This is a genomic window from Parasutterella muris (assembly GCF_009767915.1).
GTDB classification, from domain to species: domain Bacteria; phylum Pseudomonadota; class Gammaproteobacteria; order Burkholderiales; family Burkholderiaceae_F; genus Parasutterella; species Parasutterella muris.
The window spans coordinates 1-20,237 of record NZ_WSRP01000045.1 but is presented as its reverse complement, the minus strand read 5'-3'; the positions used below and the strand labels follow the sequence as shown (position 1 = coordinate 20,237).

General features: G+C 46.7%; 18 protein-coding genes and 1 tRNA gene. 9 read left to right on the top strand and 10 right to left on the bottom strand.

What is annotated here, in order from left to right:
• The first annotated feature begins 1,115 nt into the window (after positions 1-1,115).
• Both E5987_RS11335 and E5987_RS11330 read left to right on the top strand, forming a co-directional pair.
• On the top strand, positions 1,116-2,627 hold the full coding sequence (locus tag E5987_RS11335) for an Eco57I restriction-modification methylase domain-containing protein (RefSeq protein WP_160336191.1): 1,512 nt from the start codon (positions 1,116-1,118) through the stop codon (positions 2,625-2,627).
• Positions 2,624-3,544: a BsuBI/PstI family type II restriction endonuclease gene (locus E5987_RS11330; protein ID WP_160336190.1), complete on the top strand. Its 921-nt coding sequence runs from the start codon at positions 2,624-2,626 to the stop codon at positions 3,542-3,544. The genes E5987_RS11335 and E5987_RS11330 overlap by 4 nt, the downstream gene beginning before the upstream one ends.
• A gap of 68 nt (positions 3,545-3,612) precedes the next feature.
• Here the strand turns inward: E5987_RS11330 and E5987_RS11325 are convergent, their stop codons facing one another.
• The 3 genes from E5987_RS11325 to E5987_RS11315 all read right to left on the bottom strand — a co-directional run bounded on the left by E5987_RS11325 (position 3,613) and on the right by E5987_RS11315 (position 5,608).
• A complete protein-coding gene (locus E5987_RS11325) occupies positions 3,613-4,917 on the bottom strand; it encodes an integrase arm-type DNA-binding domain-containing protein (protein ID WP_160336189.1) in 1,305 nt (434 codons plus the stop codon).
• Between the two features lie 210 nt (positions 4,918-5,127).
• Positions 5,128-5,221, bottom strand: a tRNA-Ser gene (locus tag E5987_RS11320).
• An 81-nt stretch (positions 5,222-5,302) separates the two neighbouring features.
• On the bottom strand, positions 5,303-5,608 hold the full coding sequence (locus tag E5987_RS11315; RefSeq protein ID WP_160336188.1) for a hypothetical protein: 306 nt from the start codon (positions 5,606-5,608) through the stop codon (positions 5,303-5,305).
• A 145-nt stretch (positions 5,609-5,753) separates the two neighbouring features.
• Between E5987_RS11315 and rbr the strand changes: the two genes are divergently transcribed.
• Positions 5,754-6,293 carry a rubrerythrin gene (gene rbr, locus E5987_RS11310; protein WP_160336187.1) on the top strand — a complete coding sequence of 180 codons (540 nt, stop codon included), beginning with the start codon at positions 5,754-5,756 and terminating at the stop codon, positions 6,291-6,293.
• Here rbr and E5987_RS11305 read toward each other — a convergent pair.
• The gene (locus E5987_RS11305) at positions 6,283-7,236 is read right to left on the bottom strand and encodes a DMT family transporter (protein ID WP_160336186.1); all 954 of its coding nucleotides are present in this window, start codon (positions 7,234-7,236) and stop codon (positions 6,283-6,285) included. The two genes, rbr and E5987_RS11305, sit on opposite strands and share 11 nt — an antisense overlap.
• 206 nt (positions 7,237-7,442) lie before the next feature.
• Here E5987_RS11305 and E5987_RS11300 point away from each other — a divergent pair, with 206 nt between their 5' ends.
• The 6 genes from E5987_RS11300 to E5987_RS11275 all read left to right on the top strand — a co-directional run bounded on the left by E5987_RS11300 (position 7,443) and on the right by E5987_RS11275 (position 12,545).
• On the top strand, positions 7,443-8,207 hold the full coding sequence (locus E5987_RS11300; protein ID WP_237178822.1) for a basic amino acid ABC transporter substrate-binding protein: 765 nt from the start codon (positions 7,443-7,445) through the stop codon (positions 8,205-8,207).
• A gap of 77 nt (positions 8,208-8,284) precedes the next feature.
• Complete coding sequence (locus E5987_RS11295) at positions 8,285-8,956, top strand: amino acid ABC transporter permease (protein WP_160336184.1); 672 nt, start codon at positions 8,285-8,287, stop codon at positions 8,954-8,956.
• 38 nt (positions 8,957-8,994) lie between these two features.
• Positions 8,995-9,714, top strand: a complete 720-nt coding sequence (locus E5987_RS11290) for an amino acid ABC transporter ATP-binding protein (RefSeq protein WP_160336192.1) — start codon at positions 8,995-8,997, stop codon at positions 9,712-9,714.
• Between the two features lie 131 nt (positions 9,715-9,845).
• Positions 9,846-10,847, top strand: coding sequence for an ABC transporter substrate-binding protein (locus E5987_RS11285; RefSeq protein ID WP_160336183.1), 1,002 nt, complete (start codon positions 9,846-9,848; stop codon positions 10,845-10,847).
• A 14-nt stretch (positions 10,848-10,861) separates the two neighbouring features.
• Complete coding sequence (locus E5987_RS11280; protein ID WP_160336182.1) at positions 10,862-11,761, top strand: ABC transporter permease; 900 nt, start codon at positions 10,862-10,864, stop codon at positions 11,759-11,761.
• Entirely contained in the window at positions 11,748-12,545 is a 798-nt protein-coding gene (locus E5987_RS11275) for an ABC transporter ATP-binding protein (RefSeq protein ID WP_160336181.1), read from the top strand. Before E5987_RS11280 ends, E5987_RS11275 begins: the two co-directional genes overlap by 14 nt.
• Positions 12,546-12,575: 30 nt before the next feature.
• Here E5987_RS11275 and tilS read toward each other — a convergent pair whose 3' ends face one another.
• The 6 genes from tilS to E5987_RS11245 form a co-directional block, all read right to left on the bottom strand.
• On the bottom strand, positions 12,576-14,018 hold the full coding sequence (gene tilS / locus E5987_RS11270; protein ID WP_160336180.1) for a tRNA lysidine(34) synthetase TilS: 1,443 nt from the start codon (positions 14,016-14,018) through the stop codon (positions 12,576-12,578).
• Positions 14,002-14,970, bottom strand: a complete 969-nt coding sequence (locus E5987_RS11265; protein WP_160336179.1) for an acetyl-CoA carboxylase carboxyltransferase subunit alpha — start codon at positions 14,968-14,970, stop codon at positions 14,002-14,004. The genes tilS and E5987_RS11265 overlap by 17 nt, the downstream gene beginning before the upstream one ends.
• A gap of 9 nt (positions 14,971-14,979) precedes the next feature.
• On the bottom strand, positions 14,980-15,633 hold the full coding sequence (locus E5987_RS11260; RefSeq protein WP_160336178.1) for a DNA-3-methyladenine glycosylase family protein: 654 nt from the start codon (positions 15,631-15,633) through the stop codon (positions 14,980-14,982).
• 10 nt (positions 15,634-15,643) lie between these two features.
• A complete protein-coding gene (gene cysS / locus E5987_RS11255) occupies positions 15,644-17,050 on the bottom strand; it encodes a cysteine--tRNA ligase (protein ID WP_160336177.1) in 1,407 nt (468 codons plus the stop codon).
• 265 nt (positions 17,051-17,315) lie between these two features.
• Entirely contained in the window at positions 17,316-18,437 is a 1,122-nt protein-coding gene (locus E5987_RS11250; RefSeq protein ID WP_160336176.1) for a hypothetical protein, read from the bottom strand.
• A complete protein-coding gene (locus E5987_RS11245; RefSeq protein WP_160336175.1) occupies positions 18,438-19,973 on the bottom strand; it encodes a MotA/TolQ/ExbB proton channel family protein in 1,536 nt (511 codons plus the stop codon).
• Positions 19,974-20,237 lie beyond the last annotated feature (264 nt).

The window sequence follows — 20,237 nt, the reverse complement described above, 5'->3', positions numbered from 1 at the left end:
AATGTGCACAGCTTCTCGCAGTGTGCGGTGTTGACCACAAGCCGTTAGGCGAAGCCCGGCTGTGGACAACACCGAGGTAGAGACGCCGAAGGCGAAAATCCGGCTTTGCTTCTAAAAGGCAAAGCTCCGAGTTTGCGCAGCAAACTATCCTTTTCGGGAGGGTAAAATACATCGAAATCAACACTTAAGTTGTTTGCAAACAACTTTTTCTCAATAGGACGATTTTTTACCCTCCTAAAAAGCGCTCGAACCTGAGCACGATTTCTGACACCGCTCACTACAGCCAGTTTTGCGCAAGCGTTCGGGCGTGAAATGTGCACAGCTTCTCGCAGTGTGCGGTGTTGACCACAAGCCGTTAGGCGAAGCCCGGCTGTGGACAACGCCGGGGTAGAGACGCCGAAGGCGAATATCCGGCTTTGCTTCTAAAAAGCAAAGCTCTGAGTTTGCGCAGCAAACTATCCTTTTCGGGAGGGTAAAATACATCGAAATCAACACTTAAGTTGTTTGCAAACAACTTTTTCTCAATAGGACGATTTTTTACCCTCCTAAAAAGCGCTCGAACCTGAGCACGATTTCTGACACCGCTCACTACAGCCAGTTCTGACGCAAGCGTTCGGGCGTGAAATGTGCACAGCTTCTCGCAGTGTGCGGCGTTGACCACAAGCCGTAAGGCGAAGCCCGGCTGTGGACAACGCCGAAGTCCAAAAGCCGAAGGCTTCAAATCAGGTTTTGCAAAGCAAAACCTCCCGAAAAGCTGCGAGCAGCTTTTCAAAGCCGAAGGCTAAGCGAGTTGAAAATCCTTAAGGATTTTCAAAGGGGTCTGGGGAAATTATTTCCCCAGACGAAAGACAGAAAAACAGTTAATGCAGGATCGCCTTCGGGTGCAAATTCTAGAGACTAGAATTTGCACCCAAAGGCCAACCACCGCACTTCGCGCGGTCAAACTGAAGTTTGGGTTCATCCTGCCCACCGCTTCGCGGTCGAAACCTGCGGTTTCGGGGTTATTGGGGTACAGGCAAGAGGTATATAACTTTGAAAACAACCTCTATAAAAATTCAATAAAATTAAAAGATCAGTGGCAACAACATTTAAATAGGAATTTATTCTTCTGAGGTATGTTCGGTTTAAAAGAAATAAAGTCAAATATCGTTAGTTATGTAAGTCAACAAACTAATGACTATATGAAGGAAATGCCCAAGGCGCTCAGAAAGAATTATGGTCAATTCTTTACGAGTGCTGAAACCGCAATTTTTATGGCCGGGCTTTTTGCAATTCCCAAAAAAAAGGTTCTTACTATTCTCGATCCCGGAGCAGGAGCTGGAATTTTATCAGCCGCTATCATAGAACGATTACAGGCGTTAAAGGATGTAGAACGTATAGAGCTGACTTGCTATGAGAACGATAAAAACATCATTGAACTATTACGTTCTAATCTTGAATGGGTTTGTAATAATTCAAATATCAAAATTGTCTATTCCATAATTACCGAAAACTACATACTTTCCCAGAAAGAAGAATATAACAGGATTTCAAAATCTCCATCGGGTGGAAAAGAAAAGTTTGACATAGTAATAGGAAATCCTCCATATCTGAAAATAGGAAAGGATGCGCCAGAGGCTCTTGCAATGCCCGACGTTTGTTATGGTGCACCAAATCTCTATTTTCTTTTTATGTCGATGGCTATATTTAATTTATGTAGCAATGGAGAACTCGTCTTTATCATTCCCAGGTCGTGGACGTCCGGTGCATACTTTAAGAAGTTCAGAGAAAAATTATTCCAGACTGTATCATTAACCAACATTCATCTTTTTGTAAGTCGAGATAAAGTCTTTGAGCAAGAAAACGTTCTTCAAGAGACGATTATTGTCAAAGTAAAGAAATGCACAAATAAACCAACCCATGTGAATATCTCAACAAGTAATAGCAACTCAGATTTTCATAAGTTAACGACGTTTAATGCTCCCTACAATATTGTTGTCAACGGAGAGGACAATTATGTTTTTTTGGCTACTAATAAGTCCGAGGTTGAAATATTGCGAAAATTAAATTCCTTTTCTTATACTCTTCCGGTTATAGGCTTGCGTATGAAAACTGGAATTACGGTCGATTTCCGAAATAGAGATTTTCTGAGAAGCGCCCCTGATGACGAGACTATTCCGTTGTTCTATTCTCAACATATTCATAATGGTGAGGTTACCTTTCCTATGGGTAAAAAGTACGAATACCTTTCCTCGTCCCGAAAGGGGCTTCTTCAAAAAAGTACAAATTATTTGTTCGTAAAAAGGTTTACAGCAAAGGAAGAACACCGTAGATTGCAGTGTGGAATTTACCTGGCAAAGAGATTCCCTCAATATTCTCAGATCAGCACTCAGAATAAGATTAACTTTATCTGCGGAAAGAAGGAGCTTTCTGAGACTCTTGTTTATGGTCTTTATGTCATCTTTAATTCGTCTTTATACGATTCGTACTATCGTATTCTGAATGGTTCAACACAAGTTAATTCTACCGAGATAAACAAAATGCCCGTCCCCTCCATTAAGGTGATTGACGAAATGGGAAGGAAATTACTTCTCTCTAATGACTTATCTGAGAGAAATTGTAATGAGATTCTTAAGGAATACACATGAGCAAAATCGGTGATGTCAAGAGCATCCTTCAAATTCTGCAAGTTCCGCCTAATCAGCAAAGTGACTTGTGTTGTTTGGTCTTATTAGCGATGGCCAGCATAAAAGAAAAAAACTCGTGGAAGCAAGTGCAAAACAACTGGATACGTATCCATGATGTAATCCAGTTCATTAAAGAAAACTATAACGTCACTTATGCAGAGAACAGCAGGGAAACTATAAGAAAACAAGCGATGCATAATTTTAGAAATGCCGCTTTTATAGAGGACAATGGAGTCGCGACTAATAGCCCAAATTACAGATATCGGCTGACAAACGAAATGGTGGAATTACTTCACACTTTTGGAAGTTCTGACTGGCTAGGGAGCGTAAAAACGTTTCAAGAGAGCCACGAATCACTAATTTCTCTCTATTCTTCCAAGCGCAATCTGGAAAAACTTCCAGTGAAAATTAATGACTCATTATTTACTCTCTCTCCAGGAAGGCACAATCAACTCCAAAAAGCAATTATTGAAGAGTTTGCTCCTCGATTTGCGCCTAACAGTGAGTGCATATATGTTGGTGATACGACAAAAAAAGATTTAGTGAGGAACGATCAAAAATTACGGAAGCTTGGCTTTGATATATCTGTACATAGCAAAATGCCCGACGTTGTTTTTTATTCATCCAAAAAAGATTGGCTTTATTTTGTTGAAGCTGTGACATCAGTAGGCCCTATTAGCCCAAAAAGAGTGAAGGAGATTGAAGAAATGACAACAAAAGTAAAAGCCGGAAAAATCTATGTCACAGCATTCATGGACTTTAAAACTTTCAAGAAATTCTCCGAACAAATTGCATGGGAAACCGAAGTTTGGATTGCAGATATGCCAGACCATATGATTCATCTCAACGGAGATAAATTTCTTGGGCCAAGAACTTGATGTTTTTTATGGTAGGGCTAAGCAACTTGATCTTTTTTAGTCACTATAGGAGAGCAAATTCATCGTTGTCAATTCAAAAGCTGAGTACAAAACTCTCCCCATTCCTCCATAATCCTGCGTCGTTCGTGTTCCATTTTGCTGCGATCGTAAGCGCCCTTGTACGGGTCAGCCCGATCATGCAGTAGGCAGCGCTCTACAGCTTCCTGATCGAACTTTTTATTATTTCCTAGTTCGTCGTCCTTTGCCCATGTTCTGAAAGCAGATCGAGCGGTACCGTGTTGAGTGACGATGCACTCTTTTCCGGTTCTGGAGGACTTTTCTCTATCAATCCAACCGGTCTGATCAATCATTTTTCTCCGAGCATGTGCCTTGCGGATGACTTGATTCATAGCCATGTCCGAATAAGGTTTCCCGTAGGCGTTGCAAAAAACATACGGGCTTTCAGAAAATCTTGGAACCTCTTTGAGAAGGCAGACGGCTGCCGAATTGAGGTAGATAGTTCGCTCCCGGTTTAAATCTTTTGCCTTGTCATCCTCAAGAGGAATGTTCCAGATTCTTTTTTCCAAATCAAAATCGGCCCATTTTGCATTCCGGATAGCCTTTGATCTCGCTGCCAAGAAAATTGAAAGAAGCAGCATTTCTGACGACCGACTGTGTAAAGCTGAAATTTCCTGGACGAACTTTGGAATTTCGTGGAAGTCCAACCCAGAAAAATTTTCTTCTACTTTACGTGTTTTTTCATACGGCTCCATAAGGACTCCCAACGCTCCATTCCACTCAGCAGGATTTTCTCTGTTTTGTCTTAGACGCAGAGCAATAGACCAGCGGAAAATTGCACGAACATCAGCAAGAACTTTTGACGATGTTGAAGGACTTCTGTTCCATATCGGAAGCAGCATATTTTTAATATCCTCCGGCTCAATTCCATCAATTTTCATTTCTCCTATATGTGGGAGAACATGGTTATAAAGACGACTGAGAGTGTTGGACTCGCCTTTTGGGTTATATCGCCAATAGTTTCCGGCTTTTCTTTCAGCAACCCATTGGGTGGCAGCATCGGAAAACGTTAATTGCTTCCTTTTCTTTTCTTCAGCAGCCTTTTTTCGAGCCAATCGTTTTTCTTCAGCAGGGTCCTCGCCTAAAGCAACTTTTTTAAGAAGATCATTTGCCAAACTTCTGGCATCAGCTAAAGATAATGAGTCAGCAGAACCTAAGGAAATTGTTTTTCGTTGACCGTTAACGCTATAACGAAGGAAATATTTCTTTATTCCTTTTACAACGCGCAACTGTAGGCCTTTGCAGCCGGACACGGTGTAACGACCGTCATCCTTTATTTTTTTGATTGCAACCGCACTTGTCAGAATCGTTTTCACCCTCAAATTCTAAAGTGTTTTTTGCGTTTCTCAGGTGTTATTTAGGAACCAAAATTGGTTCCTAAGTGGGAACCATTTTGTTTGCGATTCAATGAATATTTATGACATCCAATGATATCCAATGACATAACGCAACGAGAAGAAACGCCCGTCGTTATTGGCATTATAGATATTCAATGATAGTCAATGAGGGCTTATGAAATAACGGGATGGCGGAGAAGGAGGGATTCGAACCCTCGAGACCGGTTTTTGCCAGTCTGCACCCTTAGCAGGGGTGTGCCTTCAGCCACTCGGCCACTTCTCCGCACAACTGATCGAACGATCAAGAGAGCCGTATTCTATAGGCAATTTTTATTTTTTGCAAACCCTCCGAACTTTTTGATTTCTACTTCTGTGCCTGGCCGCCTTCTACACAGTGAAACCGTATCACGGCCGAAGCTCTCTGCGCCTGATAATCAAAGATCCTGTTCTTGTCCGTCACGTAATACACCTGAGGCACGAGACCCTCTTTTATTCCTTTGCAGTAAAGAGCAGCCTGATCCTTTAACCCTTGTACAACAACCTCGCCTTTCATCGTAAAGTCGAAATATCCGGATATCTCATAGTCATTCTGACCAATCTGCTGAGTCGACCAGCTGCAGGCGCATAAACTGACCGCCGCGCAAAAGAGTAAAAAAATATTTCTCCGCATTTTTGAAAATGTCCGTAAATTGTGATGCCGCATCCTATTATTGAGCAAACTGATTTGTCTCTTATTGTTAAAACGCCCTTTTTGGTTTATAACGCTCAAAGATTTTTTATATTTCATCCCCTTATCTATAAAAAGGAGTCATCAAATGACAAAACCTTTAGCCGGTACAAAAACCGAGAAAAATCTTTGGACAGCATTCGCTGGTGAATCTCAGGCTCGTAATAAATACGACTACTTCGCCGGCGTAGCCAAGAAAGAAGGCTTCCAACAGATCGCGGCAATCTTCGAAGAAACCGCTGCTAACGAAAAAGCACACGCCAAAATTTGGTTCAAGGAACTTCAGGGTATCGGCAACACAGCAGAAAATCTGAAAGCAGCTGCCGGCGGCGAACACTACGAATGGACCGACATGTACGAAACATTCGCTAAGGACGCTGAAGAAGAAGGCTTCCCCGAACTCGCTGCTAAATTCCGCGGCGTCGGCGCAATCGAAAAACATCACGAAGAACGCTATCTCAAGCTTCTGAATAACATCGAAATGCAGAAAGTCTTCGAAAAGAGCGAAATCGTTATGTGGCAGTGCCGTGAGTGCGGCAACCTTGTCATCGGCCCCCGTGCTCCTGAAGTCTGCCCTGTCTGCTCTCACCCGCAGGCTTACTTCCAGCTGCAGGCCACTAACTTCTAATCTTCGCTTTATGCTCGGCTTCCACGTCTCTGAAACACTTCAGTGACAGCGATACGCCGACTAGAAGAATGATAAGACCCAGAACAAGCGTCCAATCGGGCGCTTGTTTTCTATATATGAGTGTGTAAATCACCGAAAAGATTGTCTCAAAGACAATCATCTGACCGCTGAGCGCAACAGGAAGCCGAGCGCTCATCAGATTCCAGAGCGCCATGCCGCCCCATCCGCACGCAATCCCGGCAACAAGAAGAAGGAAAATAAACAGCCCGGGAGTCGGCCCGAGCAGCGACTCCCCAGCCTCAATCCGCTCAGCACTCATCACCAAAAAGATCAGCAGCGTCGCGGGAAAAATGCTTGCTCCCTGAACCGTTGTCCAAACGACAGGCGGAACCTTGGGATGACGAATCAGCCACTGCCCGTTCTTAATCGGAAACCAAGTCCATAACAGCATGGAAATAAAACTGAAAGTAAAGCCGATCCAGTAATCGCTCGCCGACATACTGTCCCGAACCATCGAAAACTCTTCTATGTTTCCAACCCACAAACCGAGAAGAATCAGAAGAAGCGGCGGAATCAGCTTTTTCCAGGGAAGCACGATCCCGTTGCCCGCACGGTTGGAAAGCAGCGCAACGTTAAGCGGAATAAGCGCCATCAGCATTCCGGAAGTAGGAACGCCTGCCATGCGGATGCCTTGAGTCAAAAAAGCGTAATAAACCGCATTCCCGAAAAAGGAAAGACAAAACGCCCATAGCCAGTCCCTGAGCGTGAGCTGCCCAAGATAGCGGCGAAAGCAGTAAATCATCACAAGGCTCGCAGCCCCAAATACTGCAAACCGTGACATTGCAAGAGAGATAGGATCATAGCTCGGCAGCAAAAGAGGAATGATATAAATCAGCCCCCAGAGCGCACAGCCCGCGACACCGTAAAAAACACCAAGCCACACAGAAACCTCCCAAGTCCGTCCCTAATCTGCAATCACCTGACTTCTGGTCCGGAAAATCCTCCGGAGCAGCATAAACCTATCGAATTATCTAATCATTTGTCATCAAATAACGTCTTATTAAATTAAACTAGGAACAATGTGTACTCGTTCCCCTCCAAGGGAACATTTATTAATTTATTAGGATTGTGATGTTTAAAAGAACACTCTTGACCTTACCCCTGGCCGCAGTTTTGGGCGCCTCGCTCCTTTCCGGATGCGGTGACAAAAAAGCTGAGACCGCATCTGCGCCTGCTCAGCAGCAGGTTCTCCGCATCGGTACGAACCCGACTTTCGCGCCGTTTGAATTCCAAAGCCCCAATTCCAGCGAACTGACTGGTTTTGACATGGATTTAGCTCGTGCGCTCGGAAAAGAAATGGGCCGTAAGGTTGAGCTCGTCAATCTCGGTTTTGACGGTCTGATCCCTGCTCTCGGCGCAGGCAACATTGACCTTGCAATCTCCGGTATGACAATTACCGAAGCTCGCAAGAACGCTGTCGATTTCTCCGACCCCTATTACACCGCCGGTCTGATCATCATGGTTCGTCCTGATGACAACCGCATTAAAGGCATCAATGACCTGCAGGGCAAGAAGATCGGCGTACAGATCGGTACCACCGGCGCTAACAAGGCGCTGACTATCAAAGGAGCTGAAGTCAAACAGTTCAACAACGCTGATGAACCCAACCTTGAGCTTGCCAATAAAGGCGTGGACGCTGTGATCAATGACCAGCCGGTTATCGCTTACTATCTGGTCAGCCAGGGCGGCGAAGGCAAAGGTAAGATGGTCGGTGAAATCATGGAAGCTGAACTTTACGGCGTAGCCGCTAAGAAAGGCAACCAGGCTTTGATCAAACAGGTCAATGAAGCCCTTGCCGCACTGAAGAAATCCGGCGAATACGACAAGATTTACAAGAAGTGGTTCGGCGCTTAATCCGAAAAGTCTGACAGTGGCAGGAACCTATGTTCCTGCCGTTCTCATATCTTCATCTTTGATTTGAAATAATAACAATGGCTGTGGATCTGAACCTAAGCATTATTACAGACAACCTGCCTCTCCTCCTAAAAGGCGCAGGCGTTACACTCGAAATCACCGCACTTGCTGTCGGACTCGGTCTTCTGATCGGTATGTTCGTCGGTGTCGCCAGACTTGCAAACAATAGACTGATCCGCGGACTCGCCGCTGTCTACGTTGACTGTATCCGAGGCACTCCTCTGCTGGTACAGATTTTCATCGTCTACTTTGCCCTGCCTCAGCTTATCGGCCACCGTATCGACCCGTTTATGGCCGCCGTCGGAGCCTGTTCCATTAACAGCGGCGCCTATGTCGCAGAAATCTTCAGAGCCGGTATCCAAAGTATCGACAAAGGACAAATGGAAGCGTCCCGCGCACTCGGTCTCAGCTGGTTCAAAGCAATGCGCTTTGTCATCATGCCGCAGGCGTTTAAACGCATTATTCCGCCGCTCGGCAATGAATTCATCGCCATGCTGAAAGACTCGTCTCTTGTTTCTGTGATCGGCTTCGAGGAACTGACAAGAACCGGTCAGCTGATTATTTCCAGAACATATGCGTCCTTCGAAATTTGGACGGCCGTTGCGATCATCTACTTGGTCATGACAATAGCTATCTCCAGATTAGTTGCTCTTCTTGAGAAACGCTTTAACAAAGGCAGAAAGAATTAATTATGAGTACAACCCAGACAACATCTGAACCGCGCACAATGATTAAAGTCGAACACCTCAGTAAGAAGTTCGGCGATGTCACGGTCCTTCACGACGTCAACCTCGAAGTTAAGGAAAAAGAAGTCGTTGTAATTATCGGACCTTCCGGAAGCGGTAAAAGTACCATCCTGCGCTGCCTGAACCATCTCGAAGTGCCCAGCGGCGGCAAAATCACAATCGACGGGATTGTGCTCGAGGAAGGAGCAAACCTGAACGCCATCCGCCGCGAGGTCGGGATGGTTTTCCAGCGCTTTAACCTCTTCCCGAATATGTCGGTCCTCGAGAACATCATGCTCGCTCCGATGCAGGTCAGAGGAAAAACAAAGGAAGAAGCCAAGGCAAAAGCAATGGCGCTTCTCAAACGAGTCGGTCTTGAAAATAAAGCCGACTCAATGCCTGATGAGCTCTCCGGCGGTCAGCAACAGCGAGTCGCGATCGCCCGAGCACTCGCCATGAATCCTCAGGTCCTTCTTTTTGATGAACCGACCAGCGCGCTTGACCCGGAAATGGTTAAGGAAGTTCTCGACGTCATGAAGTCGCTTGCCCGTGAAGGCATGACAATGGTCGTTGTCACGCATGAAATGGGATTTGCTAAAGAAGTCGGAGACCGTGTTCTTTTCGTCGATAAAGGCGTCATCTTGGAAGAAGCTTCTCCGGAAGAATTCTTTACGAATCCGAAGAATCAGAGAACCAAGGATTTCCTTTCCAAGATTCTTTAATCCGTGCCGGACATAAAGGCGGAAATCCACGGCGATTTCCGCTTTTTTATATCTGTCCTTTTTGAGCCGTGAAATAAAATAGTTAAAATTAGTTCAATATTTCGCAAAAACTCCCAAAATAGAGTCAAAAAATGAAAATTTCTCGTTTATGCCTTTTGGCGGCATCCCTCACTGCCGCCTTCATGCTCACAGCTTGTGATGACAAGAAAGCAACCCCTGCGGCCGCCGGCAGCACACCTGCCGCTAAGACTTACAGCATCGGCGTTGTTCAGCTCGTAGAACACAAAGCCCTTGATGCGGCAAATAAAGGCTTTGTGGACGCATTAAAGACCCGCGGCTTCGAAGAAGGAAAGAACGTGAAGTTTGACTTCCAAAACGCACAGGCTGATCAGTCCAATCTGAGAAATATTGCTCAGCGATTTGTCAGCAATAAAGTTGATCTGATCGGCGCGATCGCGACGCCGGCCGCTCAGACAATGGCGAACGCTACCCGTACGATTCCGATCGTCGCAACCGCCGTGACAGACTTCGAAATCGCAAAGCTCGTTAAATCCAACGACAAGCCCGGCGCCAACGTGACCGGTTCTTCCGACATGGCCCCGATCGGTGATTTAGCGGATCTCATTATCAAGATTTATCCGAACACTAAAAACGTCGGCACTATCTACTCTTCAAGCGAAATTAATTCCGAACGCCAGGTCGGTATCTTTAAAGATGAAGCAAAAAAACGCGGACTCAACGTGCGTGAGGCAACAGTGTCCAGCGTGAACGATATTCAGCAGGCCGCACAGAGCTTGGTCGGCAAAGTCGATGTCCTCTACTCCCCGACGGACAACACCATCGCTTCGGCAGTCCCCGCGCTGATTAAGATCACTGAACCCGCTAAGCTTCCGGTATTTGCCGGTGAAGGCGGCATGGTTAAATCCGGCGCCACCGCCGCTATTGCGGTTGACTACTATGAACTCGGCAAGATCGCCGGTGACATGGCCGCCGACATCCTCGAAGGAAAGGCTAAGCCCGAATCAATGCCAATCCGCTTCCAGAAGGATTTCAAAACGCTCTTTAACGAAACTTCCGTTAAGAATCTTGATCTGAAGATTCCCGCGGATGTTAGCCACGAGATCGTTAAGTAGTAGAAGGTTTTTGAATGCAGGATTTAATTATTTCGACAGTCTCTCAGGGACTGCTCTGGGCCATCATGGCGCTTGGCGTGTTCCTGACCTTCAGAGTTCTTGATATCGCCGACCTGAGTGTGGAAGGAACGTTCCCGCTCGGTGCGGCGGTCGCGGCAACCCTGATCGATGCAGGTCACTCCGTCTGGCTCGCAATGCTTATGGCGATCATTGCCGGCGCTATTGGCGGAACGGTAACCGCGCTGCTCACAACAAAGCTTAAAATTCCGGCCCTTCTCGCCGGTATTCTGACCATGATCGGACTCTACTCGGTCAACTTAATGGTTATGGGCAAAGCGAACGTACCGCTGCTTCGCGCTGATACTGTCTTTACGATGACAATGGACGCTTTCGGCGTCTCTCAGACAGTAGCGACTCTTATTGTCGGGATTGTGGCAACCGCCGCTGTCGGCTTTGTCATGTACTGGTTCTTCGGCACCGTCCTCGGTACCGCGATCCGTGCCACCGGCTGCAATGCCCAGATGGCAAGAGCCCAGGGCGTCAATACCGATATCATGGTCATTCTCGGCCTGCTGATCAGTAATGCGCTGGTCGCGCTCTCCGGCGCGCTCGTCGCTCAAAGCAACGGCTTTGCGGACGTCGGCATGGGAACGGGTACCATCGTCATCGGTTTGGCTTCCGTCATTATCGGTGAAGTGCTTTTCGGCACAAGAAGCTTTAAGAACTGGCTGATCTCTGTTGTTCTCGGCTCCATTATCTACCGTATCGTCATTGCGGTTGTACTGGAGCTTGGTATGCCGCCGAACGATCTCAAACTCTTTACCGCCGTACTTGTTGCGATCGCACTTTCTCTGCCGCTGGTAAAAGGCAAATTCGCCATTCTGAAAAAAGGAGAAAACGATGCTAGAGATTAAAGATCTGAGAAAAACGTTTTTTCCGCATACGCCAAACGAGAAAAAAGCGCTCCGCGGCGTCAATCTGACACTCGAGGAAGGTGACTTCGTCACAGTTATCGGCTCCAACGGTTCCGGCAAATCTACACTGATGAACTGCATCGCAGGCGTGTTCTTCCCGGATAAAGGTTCGATCCGAATCAACGGAGACGATGTCACACGCATGCCGGAACATATTCGAGCACGCTACATCGGTCGCGTCTTTCAGGACCCGATGAAGGGTACAGCCGCAGAAATGCAGATTGCCGAAAACCTTGCCATGGCAAGCAGACGCGGCAAACCGCTTTCGCTTCGCTGGAGTTCAAGCGCCAATCAGATTGAGCAGTTCAAAGAACTGCTCAGGGAGCTTGATCTTGGTTTGGAGAACCGTCTCGAAACGCGTATCGGAACGCTTTCAGGCGGTCAAAGACAGTCCATCACGCTGCTTATGGCAACTCTGGTTCGTCCGAAACTTTTGCTGCTTGATGAACACACGGCGGCCTTGGATCCGAAAACCGCGGAAAAGGTTCTTGAACTCACGCAGAAACGTGTCTCCGAGGGACACCTCACGACACTTATGATCACGCATAACATGAGGGACGCGCTGCGCTTTGGCAACCGTCTCATCATGATGCACGAAGGCCGTGTTGTCGTAGATGTCGGCGGAGAAAAGAAAAAGAATCTGACCATCCAATCGCTTCTTGAGCTCTTTGAGAAGGCAAGCGGAGCAGAATTCGACAATCCTGAGGCGCTGCTGACGCCTTAACAGTACAGCCGGCGAACGCCGGCTGTTTCTTTATAAAAGACTGAGTTCAGGATTTTTTACGAACTCCATGCTGTACTTCTCACTTCCGTCATCATCTAGTTTTTCTCGGATTTCTTCTCCGAGTCGGGCGGCAAAGATGAGTTTTCCGTTACGCCATATCAGAGGAAGATGCGCTCTTTCAAAATCCGGGATCTTGGCTTCTTTGTAGAGAACCTTGATTTTTTTAGACGGACGGAACGGATGAATCTTTAATTTCGCGCTGCCGCTTCTCGTTTTAACCGTCAGCGGCATGGCCTTTAAATACGTTTCATTAAAGCCTTTGGGATTTTTTTTAAATACCAGCCTGCCGTCAAAACCTGGAAGATCAATACTTTCTTCTCCCTGCCATTGAATAACGAGCTCCGGAATCGTTTCCTGCTTTTCCTTTGCCGTAATCATCAGTCGGGCTCCGTAGCGGCGCACCCCTTTATCATTAGACGTAAAAAGGAGCACGCTCTGTTTGTCCGTCTCTTTAATTTGTCTCAGAATTTCCAGAAGTCGATTCCTCTGCAGCGGCTTAAGTCCATGAAGACTGATCCATAAGCGAAGCAGTCTTGTCTGACGAGCAGCAGACAGTTTGAAGAAACGATCAAGTAAAATGAATCCGGTCTCATGCTCGCTCACCTCTTTCAGATCTTCCGCCGCTGTCTCCCTTAATATCTGTGAGGCTTCCGCTACGAGTTCTATGCTGCGCTGGGCGGCCGTCTTAAAGCCGGGACGAGCCTTTTCCACCTCCGGAATCACAATGTTTCTCAGAGCGTTACGCAGATAAGCCGTATCTTCATTGCTTTCGTCTTCCACCCATTGGAGATGTTTCTTGGCGGCGTACTCTTCGAGTTCTTTGCGCGTGAACGCCAAAAAAGGACGTGCGATAACTACGCCGCTGTCCGCCTTGAGAGCGGGCATTGCGGATAAACCTTCGGGACCCGCGCCCCGCATCCACTGAATGAGGAAGGTTTCAATCTGATCGTCGAGATGATGCGCGGTTAATAGTGCTGAAGCACCCTGCTCTTTAAGAACTTCTTCGAGGACTCGATAACGCTCTTTTCTGGCAGCGGCTTCTATACCTTCGCCGGAAGACACAACTTTGACCTTGCGCAGGACAAATTCCGCGCCGAATTTTTTCGCGGTATCTTGGCAGAATTCTGCCCATGCTCCGGCATTCTTAGAGAGACCGTGATGAACGTGGACCGCGGTAATGCGTCCGAATTTCTTATCTTTAAGACGAGTGACCGCGTGAAGAAGGACCGTGGAATCAAGGCCGCCGGAAAAGGCGACCACCACATTGGGAAGCGGGTTTTGGCTTGCGATCTCAAGCCTTCTGTCTTTATCAGACAGTTTCCCGGAAATTCCTGCCAGCGACTCACTCACTCGAGTGGTAATCGCCGGCGTTCTGTGTCGTTTAGCAGTTTTGATATCAGGCCTCGGTGACATATTTCCCGTAATCCATCAGCTTCTGATGGCGTTTTTCAAGGAGTTCTTCCACGCTCAGATGTTTGAGCGTGCGAAGCGAATCATTCAGCGAGCGCTTCAGATTCTGCGCCATCAGTTCAGGATCACGGTGCGCGCCGCCGAGCGGCTCCTCCACGATTTTATCAATGAGCCGACCTTCAAAAAGCTGAGTCGCGGTCAGTCCGAGCGCTTTGGCCGCGTCCGGCGCCTTTGCGGCGCTCTTCCACAGAATTGAGGCGCAGCCCTCGGGCGAAATAACGGAGTATGTGGAGTACTGAAGCATCTGGACGATGTCGGCGACCGCGATTGCAAGCGCGCCGCCTGAGCCGCCTTCACCGATGATCGTTGTAATAATCGGCGTCTTCAGCTGACTCATCACATAGAGGTTGTGTCCGATCGCTTCCGACTGTCCGCGCTCTTCGGCACCAATGCCGGGATAAGCACCCGGGGTATCCACAAAGGTGAAAATCGGCATGCGGAACTTCTCTGCGGTCTGCATCAGGCGAAGTGCCTTACGATAGCCTTCAGGTCGGCTCATACCAAAGTTTCTCAGCGTACGCTCTTTGGTGTCTCTGCCTTTCTGATGACCGATCACCATCACGGGTTCACCGTTAAAGCGCGCCATCCCGCCGACGATCGAAGCGTCGTCCGCATAAGCTCTGTCTCCGTGCAGCTCATGAAAATCGGTAAAGAGCATGCGAATATAGTCGAGCGTATAAGGACGCTGCGGATGACGCGCAAGAAGTGAAATATCCCAGGGCGAAAGCTTGGCAAAGATATCCTTGAGCAGTTTAAGCTTCTTTTTCTCCAGTCGATTGATATCGCTCTGAAGCTCCATGCCTTCGGATTTTTCATTCATTTCCCGAAGCTCCTGAATTTTTTCTTCGAGCTGAGCTGCGGGTTTTTCAAATTCCAAATAAGTAATTTTTGCCATTTTTTGCCTTTAATACTGAACCGGAGCGTTATTCAGACTTCGCCACAGATACCACGTCGCCGCGGTTTTCCATGGCTCCCAACGCTGCACAACGGGAAGAATTTTATTCTGACGTTCTGACGCTGAAAGACTGTCAAATTCTTCGCCTGCGAAGTAAGCTCTGCCGATTGCTTTTACAAAGCCGTAGTCTAAAAGAGGCGAAACGTTCGGACGCCGAAGCGCAAAAATTAGAAACATTTCTGCAGTCCATCGGCCGATTCCCTTAATGGTGCAGAGCTCCTTTATCAGCTCTTCATCGGAAAACTCTTCAAAATGATTGACCACGTCCTGCCGCTCGGAAAAATAGCGGCATATGTCGTAAATAAAATCTGTTTTACGTTCGGAAAGACCGGCAGCGCGCAGCGTTCTGCGATGCTTTCTGCGAATGACTTCCGGGTCTAGATTCGGACAGGCCGCGGCAAAGCGATTCCAAATGTTCGCCGCGGCTTTTACCGATATCTGCTGACCGACCACCGAGCGCAAGAGCGTCTCAAACGGATCGCCGCGGCAGATCAGGTGAACGTCCGGACTCGATTCAATGAGCGCGGCCATCACCGGATCGGCGGCCGAGAGTTCTCTCTTAGCCTGATCCCACCACTGCGGCTTATCGTCTGTCGCTGCCATAAAACACGACCTATGCGGAAGGCTGACCCTTACGCCATGTGGTCACGCCTCCGGGCGCATCTTCAAGAATGATGCCTTTGTCGCTGAGCTCTTTACGAATCTCATCGGCGCGCGCCCAGTTTTTTGCCGCTTTGGCTTCTTTACGCTCTTGAATCATGGATTCGACCCAAGCCTCGTCGACTTCGGCCACAGCGCCTTTCACAAACACTTCCGGATCCAGCTGAAGAATACCGAGAACTTTGCCAAGTTCTTTAAGCTGTCTAGCAAGAGCGGAAGACTTTGTCGCGTTCACTGCGTTAGCGAGTTCAAAGAGAACAGCCACCGCGCCGGCGGTGTTGAAATCCTCGTCCATCGCTTCTTTGAAACGCTTGGCGTGCTCTTCATTCCAGTCAAGCGGCTGATCATCCGCAGCGGTGCTCTTGAGCGCGTTGTAAAGGCGCATCAGACCTGCGTGAGAGTCCTCGACAAGCGCCGCGGAGAAGTCAATCGGGCTGCGGTAATGAGACTTCAAAAGGAAGAAGCGCAGTGTTTCGCTGCCGTTCTTTTCGCCGTAGTGCTCATTGGTTTCCTTCATCGCGTCGCGAATCGTCCAGAAGTTACCGAGAGACTTGCTCATTTTCTCGCCATTCACACGAAGCGGACCGGAATGCATCCAGGTGTTAACAAACTTCTTACCGTTTGCGGCTTCGCTCTGAGCGATTTCATTTTCATGGTGTGGGAAAAGCAGATCCGGACCGCCGCCGTGAATATCGAACGTTTCTCCAAGCAGGTCGCAGCTCATCGCCGAGCATTCGATATGCCAGCCGGGACGTCCCTTGCCCCACTTAGAATCCCACATCGGCTCACCGGGTTTAGCGCTCTTCCAAAGCGCAAAGTCCAGCGGATCTTTCTTAGCAGCGTCAACCTGCACGCGTTCTCCGGGCTGAAGCTCGTCGACTTTCTTGCCGGAGAGGCGTCCGTACGGAGCAAACTTGCGAACGGAGTAATCCACGTCGCCGTTTTTATCCTGATACGCGTAGCCTTTTTCTTCCAACGTCTCGATCAGAGCAAGCATCTTAGGAATGTACTGTGTCGCTCTCGGTTCTACCGTCGGGGCCAAGCATCCGAGATTTCTGAAGTCTTCCTGCATGCGCTCTGTATATTTCTTAGCCAGTTCTTCAGGAAGCACGCCGCGCTCAGCAGCGCGTTTAATAATCTTGTCGTCGATATCGGTCACGTTGCGGATGAACTTGACGTCATAGCCGCTTGCCTGCAGCCAGCGGCGAATCACGTCAAACGCGATAAATGTTCTGCCGTGTCCGATATGGCAGTCGTCATACACCGTCACGCCGCAGACATACATCCCGACTTTTCCGGGTTCGATCGATTGAAACGGTTCTTGCTTGCGCGTCAGTGTGTTGTAGATTTTTAATGCCATCTTTACCTTCTTTAAGGTTGTCAACGGACAGTCTGCAGTCCGCCCAGAATAATTTTTTGATTTTATCAGGATCGACCCAATTACTAAGAGACTTTTGAGACCAATACAATTCCATCCTACGCACAAGCTGGCTTTTCACATACACATGCATACGGAGCGAGTGTATGCGGCATAAAAATTCTGTCAGTTCGCTTTCTGAATTTTAGGAAACTGTCTGAGATTGTCTCTGCCAGAGCTGCTAAGTCCGGCAGATTTAAAGACGAACCTATTCTCTAACTATTTCCTCTCGTTTGTAGAAATATCTCTCTATCTTCAACCTTTGCATATCACCAGTAGCTCTGTCCTGAATCCTATTTCTCAGAACCACAAAATGTCTGCATGCGCTGGGTTTCGTTTGATTCGATATATTCAATATCTCCTGCGCTTGAGGCAGAAGCAAACTCATATCAATTGTTTTCCCAAAGTAAGGCATAATTTTTTTGACCGGGACCATCTCAAGAGCTTTATCGTCTCTTTCCGCAGGCCACGCCCTGGACACAATGACTTTGTCATCCGGCAACAGCTCTATGTTGAAAAGGTACTGGATCTTGCCTTCATCGTTAACCCAGCATGGCGGATAACCAAAACCTGCGCGCTTGGCAAGGTATTTATTCTGATTGTCGAGAGTAGCAATCTGATCAGAGGATTTTCTTAACATATCCTCTTTTTCAGCAAGTTCTTTGTCTTGTTCCTGCTTTTTCTCTCTTAGTTCCGACAACCGGCGTCTCAGACTATTCGGATCAGAGTTAAGGCTCTCTATTTCTTTTGTTAGGCAAGCTAAGTTACGTTTGATGGTCTCGTTTTCCTCTTTTAACTTACCCGCCTCCATATCCAGCTTATCGCGTTCATCCGAAAGTTTTGAAATTATATTATTTGCCTCAGACTCACTAACCAACTTATTGCCCTCGGCCAATTGCTTCGCAGCATTTAACACGTCATTTTGATATTCCCGGAATTCTTCCGAAGACGATTCTTTCCACTTCTGCAACAGCTCTCTTCCCAAAGCAATAGCTTCTCCGGCCTCTTGCTTTGAAATGTTAGCCACTACAGAAACGCACTTTGTACAGGGCATCATTGGTTCTATCGGATCTTCAGGATCAGGGCGACAAATTCCTCCCAGCTGCTCTGCTATCTTGCGAAAAGTCTCAGCATCCTTCTTTAATTTTTCATTTTCATTATCTATTTGCTGGAGCTGCTGAGAAATTTCATGTACTTGGTCTTCTCGCTTCTGTAGTTCGTCATGGGCATGAAAAAGACGAATTCCAAGAAGCATAACGAGCAGCAAAATAAGGGTAAAAGCTATCTCAGTCAGCGACAGACTAAAAATACCATCTTCTTTCCGTCTCATTTATTTCTCTTTTAAAAAAGAAAAAAATCGTCTTACCGGAGATCGCTGAGACCGGACCTGCTCAACCTCTTTTTCTAGCTCCTTAATGTACTGATTTGCTGTAGTGAACACCTGTTCAGCATCCTCGGAAATTTTCTTACTAAAACCATTAATCTTTTGTGTAACGTTACCTTTTGCCTCGTCAATTTCACCTTGAATATTGGTGGAAAAAGAATCTATTTTTTCAGATACCTTTTTACTTTCCAGCTTTTCATTAATGGCGTTAAGCTCTTTATCTATGCCTTCATTTAAATTTTGCAATTTTTGAGTTGATTTGCCTATCCCTTCAACCAATGTTTCCTGCGATTTTGAAAAACCCTCCAATTGGGAATTAACTTGACCAACTTGATTAGAAAATTCACCTAGCCGTTTCTTTGAACCATCAATAGAAGTTTTAGTGTTATTAAGGGAACTAATAAGACCATCAAGTACGGGGTTAAAGGTATTCGCCCCTTTTGTCAGCTCATTCTTTGCTGTTTCCGTAAGTTCTTTGATTGCACCTCTCGTTCCGGATAAAACTTCTTGTCTCAGTTCCGACGAAAGATTCTCTAAATTTAAATAAGCTGTTTTCGTTAATTCTGAAAGTCTGTTCTCTTGTTCTTCAATCTGATTTTTTAATTTAGTCTCAAACTGGCCTGAAATATTATTAAAGGTCTCACAGGTCTTTTCTGAAATAGCCTTAAGAGTCTCTGTGGTCTCTTCTCTTTGTTTTTTCGCCAAATCCTCGCATAACGTCTTTGACTGCTCCAGTTCAAGTTTCAAAAGAGTGTCAAACTGACCGTGCAAATTGAGAATTTGGTCCTTAACTTTATGAAATTTTTCAATGGTTTCTTGAAGAACCTGATTCAAGAGACTGAGATTCTCAATACTTATACGAATTTCGTAACCTAAGTCTTCAGCTGAATCAGGCAGACAATCGGAAAATTTCCCGTCTCTACCCTGCGGAACCGGTTTTTTTATCGGTTTAGCATCCGGGCTATCTCCGCTCCCCAATCCATCTCCTTCCGGCTGTGCGTCTTCACCTGGAACAAGAACAATCGTATCCCCCACTTTCTTAAAGACATTTGGAGTGTCTGAGAATGTTATCAAACAGATACGAATTGCCATGCCTATGAGCGTTGTAACCATGGCGGCGGCAAAGCGAAGCGCTATCACACTCAAATTAAACTCATTTTCACCAATGCCCGAAAGCGCCAAAATGATCGAAGCTATAGTGAAAAGAAAGCCAAGGTAATAGCAACTATCGCCGAACGCACGAAGAACTCTGTTGGACCCGGTCTTTGCCTTCTGATATCCGACGTAACAGTAAATCCCCATCGCAGCCAATGGCAAAGTAAAACCAAAGAGCCATATGGGATTGAAAATTAAAGAAGTGAGATTTTCATAATCTGAGCGTGTTCCGCTGTGTTCAAACCCAAATGCAATAAATGCAGAGGTAATTTTGAAAACTAATGTGAATATAAAAAATCTTGTAAAAAAACTTGAAAGGCTTCTCATTTAAACTCTCACTTCCCTACCGGTTCAACCCTATTAACACGTGCCCCTGCACTTCTAAAGAAGTCTTTCCAGAATTCAACATTGCTGTTTCGCTGGAGTCTTGCGTTGGTTATGAAGTAGTAAATCTCAACATTGACACCGAGTAGGTTTGTTTTAGCTTCCGCTGCAAAAGGCAATTTTTTAAAGTTGTCATTTCCTGAAATCGGTTGACTACTTGATGTTGTTAAACCTAGTTAAAGTTTACTGTTTAAAGAGTAATCCCTG